Origin of the sequence: Streptococcus sp. HMSC10A01 (assembly GCF_001807785.1) — a bacterium.
Classification (GTDB): Bacteria; Bacillota; Bacilli; order Lactobacillales; family Streptococcaceae; genus Streptococcus; species Streptococcus gordonii.
This window is the reverse complement of sequence record NZ_KV790965.1, coordinates 250,711-264,793: the sequence shown is the minus strand read 5'-3', so window position 1 is coordinate 264,793 and position 14,083 is coordinate 250,711. Positions and strand designations below refer to the sequence as shown.

At 42.3% G+C, this 14,083-nt stretch carries 10 protein-coding genes and 2 pseudogenes; 1 reads left to right on the top strand and 11 read right to left on the bottom strand.

What is annotated here, in order from left to right:
* Positions 1 to 63: 63 nt before the first annotated feature.
* From parC to parE, 5 genes and pseudogenes are all read right to left on the bottom strand, one after another.
* A complete protein-coding gene (gene parC, locus HMPREF3108_RS02870; protein ID WP_061595894.1) occupies positions 64 to 2,514 on the bottom strand; it encodes a DNA topoisomerase IV subunit A in 2,451 nt (816 codons plus the stop codon).
* Positions 2,515 to 2,756: 242 nt separating this feature from the next.
* Positions 2,757 to 3,575: an aminoglycoside 6-adenylyltransferase gene (locus HMPREF3108_RS02865; protein WP_048780117.1), complete on the bottom strand. Its 819-nt coding sequence runs from the start codon at positions 3,573 to 3,575 to the stop codon at positions 2,757 to 2,759.
* 20 nt (positions 3,576 to 3,595) lie between these two features.
* Positions 3,596 to 3,682, bottom strand: a pseudogene (locus HMPREF3108_RS11050) (N-acetyltransferase); the annotation flags it as partial.
* Positions 3,683 to 3,720: 38 nt separating this feature from the next.
* Positions 3,721 to 4,071 (bottom strand): hypothetical protein, encoded by a 351-nt coding sequence (locus HMPREF3108_RS02860; protein WP_048780120.1) that lies wholly within the window; start codon positions 4,069 to 4,071, stop codon positions 3,721 to 3,723.
* A gap of 51 nt (positions 4,072 to 4,122) precedes the next feature.
* Positions 4,123 to 6,066 carry a DNA topoisomerase IV subunit B gene (parE, locus tag HMPREF3108_RS02855; RefSeq protein WP_008809188.1) on the bottom strand — a complete coding sequence of 648 codons (1,944 nt, stop codon included), beginning with the start codon at positions 6,064 to 6,066 and terminating at the stop codon, positions 4,123 to 4,125.
* A 162-nt stretch (positions 6,067 to 6,228) separates the two neighbouring features.
* Between parE and plsY the strand changes: the two genes are divergently transcribed.
* Positions 6,229 to 6,873 (top strand): glycerol-3-phosphate 1-O-acyltransferase PlsY, encoded by a 645-nt coding sequence (gene plsY, locus HMPREF3108_RS02850; protein WP_048780123.1) that lies wholly within the window; start codon positions 6,229 to 6,231, stop codon positions 6,871 to 6,873.
* A gap of 17 nt (positions 6,874 to 6,890) precedes the next feature.
* On the opposite strand, the gene nt5e is transcribed toward plsY, so the two are convergent.
* The 6 genes and pseudogenes from nt5e to HMPREF3108_RS02820 all read right to left on the bottom strand — a co-directional run bounded on the left by nt5e (position 6,891) and on the right by HMPREF3108_RS02820 (position 13,993).
* Positions 6,891 to 9,071: a cell surface ecto-5'-nucleotidase Nt5e gene (gene nt5e / locus HMPREF3108_RS02845; RefSeq protein WP_008809190.1), complete on the bottom strand. Its 2,181-nt coding sequence runs from the start codon at positions 9,069 to 9,071 to the stop codon at positions 6,891 to 6,893.
* Between the two features lie 141 nt (positions 9,072 to 9,212).
* A pseudogene (locus HMPREF3108_RS02840) lies at positions 9,213 to 10,510 on the bottom strand (dihydroorotase).
* 12 nt (positions 10,511 to 10,522) lie between these two features.
* Positions 10,523 to 10,987: an NUDIX hydrolase gene (locus tag HMPREF3108_RS02835; RefSeq protein ID WP_005589656.1), complete on the bottom strand. Its 465-nt coding sequence runs from the start codon at positions 10,985 to 10,987 to the stop codon at positions 10,523 to 10,525.
* An 8-nt stretch (positions 10,988 to 10,995) separates the two neighbouring features.
* Positions 10,996 to 11,649 (bottom strand): uracil-DNA glycosylase, encoded by a 654-nt coding sequence (locus HMPREF3108_RS02830; protein WP_070493236.1) that lies wholly within the window; start codon positions 11,647 to 11,649, stop codon positions 10,996 to 10,998.
* Positions 11,650 to 11,683: 34 nt separating this feature from the next.
* Positions 11,684 to 12,436 carry a DUF4336 domain-containing protein gene (locus tag HMPREF3108_RS02825; protein ID WP_045635290.1) on the bottom strand — a complete coding sequence of 251 codons (753 nt, stop codon included), beginning with the start codon at positions 12,434 to 12,436 and terminating at the stop codon, positions 11,684 to 11,686.
* 6 nt (positions 12,437 to 12,442) lie between these two features.
* Entirely contained in the window at positions 12,443 to 13,993 is a 1,551-nt protein-coding gene (locus HMPREF3108_RS02820; RefSeq protein ID WP_070493285.1) for a glycosyltransferase family protein, read from the bottom strand.
* Positions 13,994 to 14,083: the final 90 nt, after the last annotated feature.

Below are 14,083 nucleotides of genomic sequence, written 5' to 3'. Positions count from 1 at the left end.
TCAGAAAATTTTGTTATTAAATTATAGTTTGAAAAAACCAGCTCGTTTGAACTGGTTTGAAAATTACTTAATATAAGCTGAGAAGACTTCTTCGTCCGAAATGGTATCAGAGATAAAGCTTCCGTTACTTGTTCGCTCTGATAAGCCGAGCTCAGCTAGGTTTACATCATAGACAGTTCCTTTATTAGAAAGCACCTGCAAAATCTGCTCCTCGCTGGCTTCTGCTTCTGTTGTGAAGAGGTCAAAGTCCACTGCTTCGCCATAGACTGGTCCAGCTGCAAAGACACGATGTGGCTTGGTCTTAAGCTCTCTCAGAACTTGGAGACCACGATTTGCCCGACTGGTAACAGGAATATCTGCGACTGCCATACGCTTGAGCGAACCGCGCTGAGTCAGGATGTAAAGCGAGTCTGTGTTGGCGATAAAGGCTGCCGCTAGAACATCGTCCTTCTTAAGATTGATGGCTTTAACCCCAGCTGCCTTAGCACCAATAACAGGTACTTCCTCAATATTGAAACGAAGGGCATAGCCATTTTTGGTCACGAGCATAACATCATCCAGCTTAATCGGCGCCAGAGCAATAACCTGATCGTCTTCATTTTTCAGCTTAGCAAACTTGAGCGCCTTAGACTTGTAGGTCCGCCAAGGACTGAACTCCTTACGCTCCACTCGCTTGATTTGACCTAACTTAGTCGCTGCAAAGTAAGTGCCTTCCTCAAAGCTGTCCAGTAATTCTGTATAGATAACTTCTTCCTTGGTATCAAAGTTACTGATGGTCTGGCTGAGGTGTTCTCCTATTTCTTTCCAGCGTATGTCTGACAGCTCATGAACAGGCCGGTAAATGACATTTCCAAGACTTGTGAAAATTAGCAAATGCTGGGTCGTCTTGGCCGGGCTGACGAAAATCAGTCGGTCATCATCACGTTTGCCTATTTCTTCTAAGGTCGATGCTGAGAAGGAACGTGGACTGGTCCGTTTGATATAACCAGAACGTGTCACGCTGACATAGGTTTCTTCCTCAACAATGAGACTAGCTGTATTAATCTCGATAGCGTTTGCTGTATCCTGCAGCTCACTGAGACGCGGATTGCCAAACTTCTTCTTGACATCGCGGAGCTCACGCTTCATAAGATTATACATGGTGCGCTCATCGCCGATAATAGCAGCTAGCATGGCAATCTTCTCGCGCAGCTCTGCTTCTTCCTCTTCCAGAACCACTACGTCTGTATTGGTCAAACGGTAGAGTTGGAGAGTGACGATAGCCTCAGCTTGCTCCTCGGTGAAATCATAGCTGATCTTAAGATTTTCCTTGGCATCTGCTTTGTTTTCGGAAGCACGAATCAGGGCGATCACCTCGTCCAAGATGGAAATAACCCGAATCAATCCTTCCACGATATGGAGCCGTTTCTCAGCCTTGGCCTTGTCAAAGCGGCTGCGAGCCAGAATAATCTCCTTGCGGTGGGCAATATAACTGGTCAAGATTGGCACAATCCCCACCAAACGAGGCGTAAAGTTGTCGATCGCAACCATGTTGAAGTTATAATTGACCTGCAAATCAGTGTACTTAAAGAGATAGTTGAGAATCAGCTCGGTATTGGCATCTTTCTTGAGCTCGATGGCAATGCGAAGACCGTTACGGTCGGATTCGTCCCGCACTTCCGCAATACCAGCCACCTTATTATTGACCCGCACATCGTCAATCTTCTTGACCAAGACTGCCTTATTAATCTCGTAAGGAATCTCAGTAATGACGATTTGCTCTTTACCGCCCTTCAGCTTTTCAATCTCAGTTCTGGAACGCACTACGACGCGACCTTTCCCAGTCTCGTAGGCTTTCTTGATCTCATCACGACCTTGGACAATAGCTCCTGTCGGAAAGTCTGGACCAGGCAGAAACTCCATGAGTTTGTCCACCTTGGCAGACGGATGGTCAATCATATAGATGACCGCGTCAATGACTTCAGCTAGATTATGAGGTGGAATATCCGTCGCATAACCAGCAGAAATCCCAGTTGCTCCATTGACCAAAAGATTAGGAAAGGCTGCTGGCAGAACAGTCGGCTCCTTCTCGGTATCGTCAAAGTTCCAAGCAAAAGGAACGGTATCTTTCTCGATATCCTGCAAAAGATAACCAGCCATCTCAGACAAGCGTGCCTCAGTATAACGCATAGCCGCTGGTGGATCACCGTCCATGGAACCATTGTTCCCGTGCATCTCAACGAGAATCTCACGATTTTTCCAGTCCTGAGACATGCGAACCATGGCATCGTAGATGGAGCTGTCACCGTGGGGGTGGAAGTTCCCCATGATGTTCCCGACTGACTTGGCTGACTTGCGGTAGCCCTTGTCAAAGGTGTTGCCGTCCTTGTTCATGGAATAAAGAATACGGCGCTGCACAGGCTTCAAGCCATCTCGAATGTCCGGCAAGGCCCGCTCTTGAATGATGTATTTGGAGTAGCGACCAAAGCGCTCTCCCATGATGTCCTCAAGGGACATGTTTTGAATGTTACTCATAGGATACTAAGCCCGTAAAATACAAAGTGAAAATAAGAAATTCTTGCAGTGAGCGATGCTCACAAGAGAATTTATCTTTTTCGCACAGTATTTAGGGCGTGTTCAACTCCTTTCAAAGAATGTAGAGTAGTTTTTTATAAAATAAAGGATATATTACGGAAATTAGTCCAGTGTTCAGTTACTATAAGTAACCAAACTATCCTTTCTGTAGTTTAATGTTTTAAATTACGTTCTTCATTTAGTCAGTGATCGGTAAGTCTTGCCTCAGCATACTCAAGCATCTTCTCTGCAGTTGCTTTGTCATAAGGGAAACCAGTTTTGCGAGAGAAAGCTTGTGCTTCTTTGTGGAAAAAGTCCATGGTAGCTAAGAGAGACTTGGTGAGGTTTTTCTGGTCAGAAAAGTCAAGCAAGGCTGTAAATTCTTTCTCTTTCTCAGCAGGTAAATACTGAAAGAGGTACTTGTAGTTCTTGCCAACGTCAACCGTCCCCTTTTCTGCTGCCACTTGCCAAGCTAAAAGCCTGAGCAATTCTTGCTGGCAGATTCCATACAGATGATCCGTCGCATAGACAAGGTGGTTTCGATGAATGCCCTTGACTACATAAGCTGACACCCACCAGAATTCATTGCAGGATTTGTCAAAGTCAGTCGCACTGGCTGGTGCCGTCCAATAGCGCTTTGGTGTCGGTGCATAAGGAGCAAACAATCCCTGCGGGTCATCCAGCACCGTGAAATCCGCTTCGCTATCCACCCATTCTTTGATGTGCTCCTTGGGGCAAAGGGTCAAATCTATCCGATTGCCATCTTCAAAGAGCATGAGATAGAGGCGGCGATGGTCAAGTAGGTTATGCTGCTCGATGATGCGCTTGCCAAACCTTTCCAACCAAGCAAGGTCAGCTACCAGACCATCCAAATCCTCCACAATGTAGACCACATCATAGTCTTGGAACTCGTCCTTGGGGGCATTTGGGTTTGTCCGTGAGCCGGACATGGCGACAGCGTTGACTTGTAGCACTTTTGCAGTTTGCAAAATCACATCAAACATCTCGGTTTTAGTTTTCATGGGAATACCTATCTTTTCAGTGGAACTTCTTTATATAGAATCAAAGCTGGCAAATCTGATTCCTGCAAGTCTCGCAAGATTAGACGGTCAGTTTCAAGCATTGTCAACTAATCACTCCTCTGCTCACCTAAATCTAAAAATAACTCTACTTATCCTTTTTAAATTTAAAACTTTCTCCATTAGTTGCAGAAATGCCATCAGATGTAAAAGGTTGATATTCAATAGTATTTTCATCAACTTTTTTAATCTGATGACGATTACCATTAGTATCAACAATGGTGAATTGATCCCCTTTTTTATCTTTTACTTCCCCTTTTTCAGCAATTTTTTCCTTACCGTTTAAAATGTTCCATTTACCTTGCTTTTCTTCAAAAACATAGGTACCTTTTGTTTTTTCACTCTTCCATGTACCGTTTAGCCAAGCTTCCTGCGAAGAGCAAGCAGTTAGGATAAATACTGAAAATACAAGCAATGCCAGTGTATAGATTTTTTTCATAATAAAACTCCTAAATATTGTAATTATTTATAATGATTCGTTAAATAAATTTTAAAAAGCTGTTGCTTCCTCAAGCGTGAATTTAACATTATCCTCAATCCACTTACGGCGTGGTTCGACCTTGTCTCCCATGAGGACATTGACACGGCGTTCTGCACGAGCCAAGTCTTCGATGGTGACACGGATGAGAGTGCGAGTTTCAGGGTTCATTGTGGTCTCCCAGAGTTGATCGGCGTTCATTTCACCTAACCCCTTGTAGCGTTGAAGCATAGCTCCTTTGCCAAACTTGCGACGCAGGTCTTCCAGCTCACCATCAGTCCAGGCATACTCAACAACTTCGTTCTTGCCTTTGCCCTTGGACATTTTGTAAAGAGGAGGAAGGGCGATATAGACACGACCAGCTTCAACCAGCGGACGCATATAGCGGTAGAAAAAGGTTAGCAATAAGGTTTGAATATGGGCACCGTCAGTATCCGCATCGGTCATGATAATGATCTTGTCATAGTTGGCATCTTCAAGTGTAAAGTCTGACCCAACACCAGCTCCGATTGTGTAGATCATGGTATTGATTTCTTCGTTCTTAAGAATGTCGGCCATCTTTGCCTTGGCGGTATTGATAACCTTACCTCGCAGGGGCAGGATGGCTTGGAACTTACGATCACGTCCTTGTTTGGCAGAGCCACCGGCAGAGTCTCCCTCGACCAGATAGAGTTCGTTCTTAGCTGGATTCTTAGATTGGGCCGGAGTTAGCTTACCAGAGAGTAAGCCCTTGTCTTTCTTATTTTTCTTGCCATTACGGCTTTCGTCACGCGCCTTGCGGGCCGCTTCTCTCGCATCTCTAGCCTTGATAGCCTTGCGGATGAGGTTTGATGCCAACTCACCGTTTTCCAAGAGGAAGAAAGTCAGCTTGTCAGAGACAATGGAGTCCACAGCAGGACGAGCCAAGGGACTACCTAACTTGTCCTTGGTCTGGCCTTCAAACTGTAAATGCTCCTCAGGAACTAAGATTGATAAGACGGCAGATAGACCCTCGCGGTAGTCTGAACCTTCCAGATTCTTATCCTTTTCCTTGAGCAGACCCGTCTTTCTGGCATAGTCGTTCATAGCCTTGGTAATAGCGGTCTTGAGCCCCGTCTCATGAGTACCACCGTCCTTGGTGCGGACATTATTAACAAAGGATAAGATATTATCTGAATAACCGTCATTATACTGGAGAGCCACTTGAACTTGGAAACCACTTTCCTCTCCTTCAAAATAGAGAACTGGAGTCAATGTTTCCTTATCTTCATTGAGGTAGCTGACAAAGTCTTCAACACCATTCTCATAATGGAACTCTACTTTTTCGCCAGTTCGCTCATCGGTCAAAGACAAGCGAACATTCTTAAGAAGGAAAGCAGATTCCTTAAGCCGCTCGGCAATAGTGTTGTACTTGAAGTCTGTCGTTGAAAAAATCGTATCGTTCGGCATAAAGGTCACTTTGGTTCCAGACTTGGACTTAGGTGCAGTACCGATTTTCTTGAGTGTGGTAACTGGTTTTCCGCCATTTTCAAAGCGCTGCTTGTAGACTGTACCGTCACGAGTAATTTCTACTTCTAACCAGCTAGATAGGGCATTAACGACCGAAGAACCAACCCCGTGGAGTCCTCCCGAAGTTTTATAACCACCTTGACCAAACTTACCACCAGCATGTAATACTGTAAAAATTACCTCAACAGTAGGAATTCCCATAGCGTGCATACCAACTGGCATCCCGCGTCCATGGTCAGATACTGTTAAGCTCCCATCTTTATTGATAGTGACATCAATCCGATCACCAAAGCCTGATAGAGCCTCATCAACCGCGTTATCCACGATTTCCCATACTAAATGATGGAGTCCTGTCCCGTCGGTGGATCCGATATACATACCCGGACGTTTACGTACCGCATCCAACCCTTCTAATACTTGAATGGCATCATCATTATAATTATTAATATTGATTTCCTTCTTTGCCACAAGGAACCTCCTGCATTATTCATCCTTACTATCTTACAAGTTTTTATAAAATTTTGCAAAAGTTTTTGTCACAAAAGCCTTGAAATAAACATTTTTATCGGATTAGACAAATAATTTACTAGATTGCTAAATACAAAGCAAAATTCGTGATATAATAAAATTATGATAAATACAATTTTGGGCCTAATTTTGGCATATTTACTGGGTTCAATTCCAACTGGTTTATGGATTGGACAGATTTTCTTTAAAAAGAATTTACGAGAATACGGTAGTGGCAATACCGGCACAACCAACACTTTCCGTATTTTAGGAAAGACAGCCGGAACTGTTACTTTTGTATTCGACTTCCTAAAAGGAACTCTTGCAACCCTGCTTCCTCTTTTATTGCATATCAACGGTATTTCCCCAATGATCTTTGGATTGCTTGCTGTCCTTGGTCATACCTTTCCTATTTTTGCTGAATTTAAGGGAGGCAAGGCCGTTGCTACAAGTGCAGGTGTTGTTCTTGGATTTTCTCCCCTCTTCTTTTCCTATCTGATTATTATTTTTATTGTAACGCTTTACTTGGGAAGTATGATTTCTTTGGCTAGCATTGTTGTAGCTGGCTTTGCGATTATTTCCGTTCTTATATTTCCTTTATTAGGAATTATCCTTCCTAGTTACGATCTTCTTTTTACTCTAATCATTATTCTTCTAGCATCTATTATTCTGATTCGACATAGGGATAATATGGAAAGAATTAAAAATAAATCAGAGAATCTTATTCCCTGGGGAATCAATGTCACTAAACAAGTACCAAAAAAATAAGCCCTAGGGCTTATTTTTTAGTCTTCTTGACTCTTCTTGAAACCAAGGATTCCCAAGAAAGCAGTAAACAAGGATACAATAAGTAAAGCTGGTGACTCTTTTGTTCCAGTTTCAGGAAGTCTAGCCTTAGATGATGTAAATGTTTTAGCAACATTAACTGTCAAAGGCTTACTGTTTGTAGCAACTTCCCCCTTCTTCTCTTCTTTTGCAGGGTCTACTGTGACTGCTGGTTTAGGAGACGGTTGAACTACATTGCCATTTGAAGAGTAATTTGGAAGAGGTTGATAGTTTTGGCCACTTGGATTCTGATTAGACTGTCCATTTGGAACATCTGTTCTGCCAGGATAAGATTTTGGATCAGATGGATCTGTTCCATTTTTGATTTCTTCAATATCAGAAACTCCATCTCCATCACTATCTTTTTTAGAAGAAATAGAAATCGTACGGGAATTTGGATTTATAACCGAATATGCACTTAAATCTGCTTTAGCTAAATAATCGGCAAAAGCAACGTCCATAGAAGGGCCTTCTTCTCGCGCACCACCCAACATGGTGTAGCCATCACCACCGGCTGCTAAGAAATCATTTGTTGTCAAATAGTATTCTTTAGCAGGATCTAAGTTTTCATACTTACCGGTTTCTGGGTTTTTAATTTCAATATGCAAAATACGTTTTTCAGCAGGCAAGGTTGTATCGTAATAAACCTTAGCACCTGAAACCTGTAGGAAGCCTCCGCTTGGCTCAAGAAGGGGTTGGCCATTTTCATCCAAAACAGGCTGACCATTTTTTTCTTGTAAAATAGATCCAAGAGATTTAGCAAACATATCAGCAATGTTTTGTCCCGTTACTTTGATTTGAGAAATAGTGTTTCCAAAAGGAAGGACAGCGATCACATCACCTTTTGTAATTGGCTTATCTTTGGCAATTGTTTCACGCAAACCACCACCGTTTGTCACAGCAAGATCTGTTTTATGGCTGAATCCAGTTTGCCCGTATTCGTAGAGGGCGTCCGCTACCACATTACCAAGGTTTGTCTCACGAACCCGCACATTCTCGCGCTGACCGTTCAATTCAACTGGGCTATTGTCACGAACAACTTTAGCATTTTCAGCATCATATCTTTCTTTAATTTCTTTGACCATAGCTGCTATTTTAGCATTTGGTACCACATCTTTAGTAGAAGCTGCAGAGATTTGTTGTGGATTTCCCAATAATTGATTAGCCTTATAAGTAATTTTACCAATGTTATTCAAATAACTTCCCGTTTGGTTATAAGTAACATTGTCTCCATAGGTTGTAGATTGAACTGTATGAGAGTGACCGTCAATAACCGTTACACGTTTGCCTTTGAGCTTTGGATTATTTGAAAGAGCTTCAGCTAAAGTAGATCCACGCCACTCTACTGGAGTAGTCGTATCAACACCTAAGTGAGCCAAAACCACATAATTCTTGTATGTTTTCCCCTCTGCCGCAGCGCGAGCTTCTACTTCATCAATAACTGAATTAACTTCTGAAATTGGATCTTTAAAAGTTACGCCTTGAACATTCTTGGGATGAGTCTTGGTTGCAGTTTCTGGTGTTGTCACACCGATTACCACAAACTCATCACCTACAACATTCTTATCTTTATCTACGATAGTTGATGCTTCAAATAAGCGGGCACCATTTACATAGGTGTTAGAGCTTAAAAGAGGAAAATTAAGAATTTCTTTATATTTCTTAGCTTCATCTAGACCAAAGTCAAACTCATGGTTCCCAACGGCCATCGCATCGTAGCCCATCTCATTTAGTAGTTTAGCACGCTCTTCACCTTTGGAACTATTTGAAATTGGCAAACCTTGAAAGGCATCTCCCGCATCAACTACAAGAGTTGAAGGATTGTTTTTTCGTTCCTCTTCAATAACGGCTGCTAATTTAGCGTCTCCAATAACTCCTTTTTCTTCAACAATACGTCCGTGAACGTCATTTGTATGGATAATATTTGCTTCAGGTAAATCACTTTGTTTTCCGGAAGCGCTTTCTTCACCCTGCGCACTTGTATCAATAGCTCCATCTGGGACATTCCCTTCTTGAGCTGAAGTTGCTGCTGCAACTTCTTGACTAGGTTCAGAAGCTACTTGTTCATCTGCATATGCCTGATGAGCTAGAAATGCTGGAGCAAGCAATAAAAGCGGTAAAAGAATTTTTTTCTTTTGCATAAACCGTCCTCTTTTTCTTTTTTATTAGTTTTATTATATCGAAAAAGAGAGTAAAAGTGAATTATTTTCTGTGATTTACCTATTTTTGTTCGTATCTAAACAAAAAAATCTGAGATCTTATTTATCTCAGATTTCTTTAGTTTATCCTTCAAAGACAACTTCCCCATCACAGATGGTAAACTTCACTTGGCCTTTAAGCTTTTCACCAACGAAAGGCGAATTGGCAGCCTTGGAGGCGAAGTGATTAGTCACAAGTCTATCGGCTTCTGGGTCAAATATTGTCAAATCAGCAGGACCATCCTGAGCAATGAAGCCAGAATCAAAACCATACAACTGAGCTGGATTGACTGTCATTTTCTCCAAAAGTTCCATCAAGCTCAGATGACCAGCCTCAACTAGGTAGGTCAGTCCCAGAGAAAGCGAAGTCTCAAGCCCAGTCATACCAGAAGGCGCTTTAGTGATGTCTTCAACATTTTTCTCGTCAGCATGATGTGGAGCATGGTCGGTTGCAATAACAGAAATGACACCAGACTTGAGCCCCTCGATAACCGCCAGACGGTCCGATTCTAAGCGCAGAGGCGGATTCATCTTAGCATTGCTGCCCTTGGTCAATAGTAGAGCTTCTGTCTTTGAGAAGTGCTGAGGTGCTGCTTCAGCAGTGACTTGAGCACCTAGCTTCTGAGCGAATTCCACAACCTTTATAGCTTCTGAGCGAATTCCACAACCTTTACACTCTCAGCCTTGGACAAATGCTGGATATGCACATGAGCCTTTGCATCATAAGCAATCATGACATCGCGAGCAATCATGCTATATTCTGCCACACCTGTCGCGCCACAGATATGAAAATGCTCTTTAGCGATATGCTCATTGAAACCGAGTATGCCGTTGAGATTGGGATCTTCCTCGTGCAAGCTGATAAAGGTGTCATTTTTACGTGCTTCTACGAGGGCTTGGCGGACAATGCCAGCGTTGGTCAATGGAATACCGTCATCAGAAAAACCTACTGCACCAGCTGCCAAGAGACCTTGGAAATCTGTCAAATGCTGACCATCAAAATTCTCAGTGATCGTTGCGACTGACTTAATATGGATATTTTCCCGACTAGCCGACTCCAGAACTTCTTTCAGGGTTTCAACTGTAGAGATGGTCGGATTGGTATTAGCCATCATAACAACTGTCGTAAAGCCACCTGCTGCTGCTGCCAAAGCCCCCGTATGAATATCTTCCTTATGAGTCTGGCCAGGCTCCCGGAAATGCACATGTATATCCACCAAACCAGGAGCCACAACCAAACCACTGGCATCAATAACTTTTGCATCTTTCGCCTGCAAATCTTGTCCAATTTTAATAATTTTCTTCCCCTCAACCAAGAGGTCAGTAATTTGGTCAAAACCAGTCTTAGGATCCATAACTCGTCCGTTTTTGATTAATAGCATCGTCTTATCTCCTTATTCGTAAAAGTCCACCTGCGTATCCAAGAGCTTATCCCCGTCATAAACAAACTTTGCTGAAAAGAAAGGCTTGTCTTCTAAAAGCCACTCAACAAAAGTATGATCGCCTTCCCAAGTTGGTTTAGATAAAACCTGGTCATAGGGCACCCATTCCAAAGTCCCTTCGTTGCAGTCAATCAGTTCCCCCTCAAACTCAGTCACCTTGAAAACATAGGTGTACCAGTCCAAGTCGGGAGTAAACTCTGGGAAAGTGATAATGCCCTTGAGGACAGGCTTTGCCTTTAGACCTGTTTCCTCTAGAATCTCGCGCGCAGCACATTCCTGCGGGGTTTCTCCTCGCTCTAGTTTGCCACCGACACCAATCCACTTCCCAGCATGAACGTCGTTGGGCTTTTTGTTGCGGTGTAGCATGAGAAACTCTCGGCCATTATCAATATAACAAATCGTTGCTAACTGAACCATATTACCTCCTAAGCTAACCAACTGATAGGTTCCAAGCCCTTAGCCACTAAGAAATCATTGGTACGAGAAAAAGGTTTGCTACCAAAGAAACCACGATACGCAGACAGCGGACTTGGGTGAGCTGACTCGATTATCAAATGTTGATGATTGCTTATCAAGGCTTTTTTCTTGCGAGCGTAAGACCCCCATAGGATAAAGACAACTGGATCAGTCTTCTCATTAACTACCTTGATAATAGCGTCCGTAAAAGGCTCCCAGATTAAGCCAGCATGCGCATTGGCCTGACCAGCAGGCACAGTCAGACCAGCATTGAGCAAGAGAACACCTTGCTGAGCCCAGGAAGTCAAATCATGTGACTCTTTCACTCCAATATCATCAGCCAGTTCTTTGAGAATATTCTGCAAAGAAGGCGGAGCTGGAATGTCATCAGGTACCGAAAAACTTAAGCCTTGTGCCTGTCTCGGTCCGTGGTAAGGATCCTGCCCTAAAATAACCACTTTAACATCCGCTAAATCTGTCGTCTGAATCGCATTAAACACCTTTTCCCTAGGTGGGTAAATGGTCCCCGAAGCATACACTTCATCTAAAAAATGATTGATTTTTGCAAAATAACCTTCCGGCAGCTGCTCCTTAATCAAAGCGTGCCAAGCTGAATGCTGCATATATGTCTCCTCTCATTTCCTACGATTGGATATTTTATCGAATCCACCTAAGTGCTCTTCTTAGTTCTGCTGCTCCATTTCCCAGAAAACAGCGACCGTGAGCCAGAATGATTTTTTCTGGTTTCCATGCTAACATCTGCTCTAGACAGTCCTTGGCTTCTTTTTGATGACCGATAAAGGTCATACGGTAGTCAATAGGAGTCTGCCCATCCGGAGCCGCAACACGAACTAATTTATAAGCCTTGCTGCGAAGCGGACTTGGAAAATGCTCTGTTTCAAAATTCTCGATCAAATCTGTCAAAATCAAGGTTTGACTGTCCTTATGAAAAAAGACAACTTCCTTAATATAAGCACTTCCCTTGAAAACCAACTGATTTATCTGGTCTGTCCAAGCTTCAGGAGACTCATTCGTCAGCTTTTCATCAAAAGAGACTGGAATTTTCTGCTTGCCTGCTCTCTCTTCAACTCCTGGGCTAGACCAAGCAATTGCCTCAGGATAACGCTTCTTCCAGTCAGCTATATAAGCATAGTGAATCTTATTAGATGAAACGAGGTGTGCAACTGGTCCCAAAGCGTCCAACTGGTCAAACAAGGCTTGATTTGGTTGGATTGGTGAATGGCACCAGAGCTGGCCATTTGCTAACTTGATGACCGTCATGCGGGTAGAAAAAGGCAACTTTGTCAGCACCATATCCATCTCAATCAAATCACCGTCGACAATCCAGATATTCTCAGCAATGGGCTTCAAGATATAAAGCGGTTCATAGATTGGAACAGGTCTTTTCATCTTTAATCATTCCTTTTCAACGACTTTCTTTTTGAAAATTTTAGGCCACAAACGGCTTTTCTTCAAATCTTTAGAATACTGACTTAAACCAAGAGCAGAAACCAGTAAAATCTGTGGTAAAAATTGGATAAGGTAACGGGTTTTCCCACCTTCAAAAATCTGTAGGAAGAGTAAGCCTCCAAAAACAGCAAGATTCAAAAAATTGACGTGAGCATCTGGTCGGTACTTCCACAAAGTCATAACGAGACCTAGACTCATAACAATCCAAACGAACTGCTTGATCAGAGCGTAATAGACATACTCCTTCTTATCAATGCTTAAAAAGAATGTTCGAACAAACTGAGCAAGTGGATTGTTTTTGGTCATTTCGTATAAAGGATTAATAAATGGTGTCTTTTCATTTTCAACATCCCGATAGAGCCAACCCAGAGTCCCTTCTGCCACCGTTAGAGATTGCTTGTAATATAAGTGCCCCCAAAATGTCGCGGGTGTATATTCCTTCAAGCGACGCTTAATTTCCTTAATGACATTTTCCTTAGCAAACATGCCATTATTATAGTCATCTCTCTTGTTGGGTTCAATATATTGGAGCAACCCTTCTTTCATATCTGCTTGATTATGACCTATGTATGTAAGCCCCAAATTGATAAAGAGAAGCGGTCCCTTAGCTAATCCTTCTTTTTGAATAATTGTCACTTCATTCTGGTTCTTAATAGCCGTATGAAGTCCACTATAGGTTATGCCAAAAGCAAGGACAAATATTGATAAAACCAAAAGAAAATTTTTCCACTGCTTCTGCAAAAAGAATGTTACGAAGAAGGCAATCAAGAGAATCATGACTGTCGGGCGAACAAAATACAAGAAGCCTGTTAGCAACCCCAACGAAATACTTAAGGCAGTCAATTTCTTAACAGTATTAGCTTTAAAGATTCCAAAAATTAAGAAAATCTGCAAAGCAATAAAGGGTAGTGGCGGAATATCCGTATACATAGAGAAGAAATAAGGGGAAAATCCAGTCAAAAGTATATAAAGACTAAAAACGATATCAGCTGTTTTTTGATTAAAGAATTTTTGACTACCCTTATACAAAATACACGCAGTTAGATTAGCATACACCATGTTTAGTCCCTGCATTATCCAAAGTGCAGACGACTCCCCAAACAGCTTGTAGAAAAAGCGTTCGTAGAGAAAGAGAGGTAAGTTATTTGGGTTACGTGTGATATAGCTTGAGATCGATGTTTCTTTGAGTAAGCGAAATGCCCCGTTCAGAACAACTGCTGCATCCCGACGCACCAGCAACTCAGCCGCCCAAATCATAATGAGCTGAAAGACTACTACAGCCACCATAATCGCGATCTTATGTCGCATCAAATAGCGGTATATTTTCAAAACTTCTTTACGGTAATAATAAGCCCCAAGCAGTAAGATAGCAAAAATTGGATAAGCCCAATAACTCATCTCACTGATATAAAAGATTGAAACAAAAAACCAATGCACCACAAGGACTAACATGATTTTTTGTAAAATGGAAAATGATAGACGATAAATCTTTGACATAGGCTTATTATAGCAAAAATCAAGGTTTTTAGCTAAGAAAATACAGCAATCAAAAGACTGCTGCTTTTCTTTTGGCAAAGATAAAGTATC

Bases quoted from the DNA above. Each gene is read 5' to 3' on its own strand.
- parC (WP_061595894.1), bottom strand. From the start codon at position 2,514: ATGAGTAACATTCAAAACATGTCCCTTGAGGACATCATGGGAGAGCGC.
- HMPREF3108_RS02865 (WP_048780117.1), bottom strand. From the start codon at position 3,575: ATGAAAACTAAAACCGAGATGTTTGATGTGATTTTGCAAACTGCAAAA.
- HMPREF3108_RS02860 (WP_048780120.1), bottom strand. From the start codon at position 4,071: ATGAAAAAAATCTATACACTGGCATTGCTTGTATTTTCAGTATTTATC.
- plsY (WP_048780123.1), top strand. From the start codon at position 6,229: ATGATAAATACAATTTTGGGCCTAATTTTGGCATATTTACTGGGTTCA.
- nt5e (WP_008809190.1), bottom strand. From the start codon at position 9,071: ATGCAAAAGAAAAAAATTCTTTTACCGCTTTTATTGCTTGCTCCAGCA.
- HMPREF3108_RS02835 (WP_005589656.1), bottom strand. From the start codon at position 10,987: ATGGTTCAGTTAGCAACGATTTGTTATATTGATAATGGCCGAGAGTTT.
- HMPREF3108_RS02830 (WP_070493236.1), bottom strand. From the start codon at position 11,649: ATGCAGCATTCAGCTTGGCACGCTTTGATTAAGGAGCAGCTGCCGGAA.
- HMPREF3108_RS02825 (WP_045635290.1), bottom strand. From the start codon at position 12,436: ATGAAAAGACCTGTTCCAATCTATGAACCGCTTTATATCTTGAAGCCC.
- HMPREF3108_RS02820 (WP_070493285.1), bottom strand. From the start codon at position 13,993: ATGTCAAAGATTTATCGTCTATCATTTTCCATTTTACAAAAAATCATG.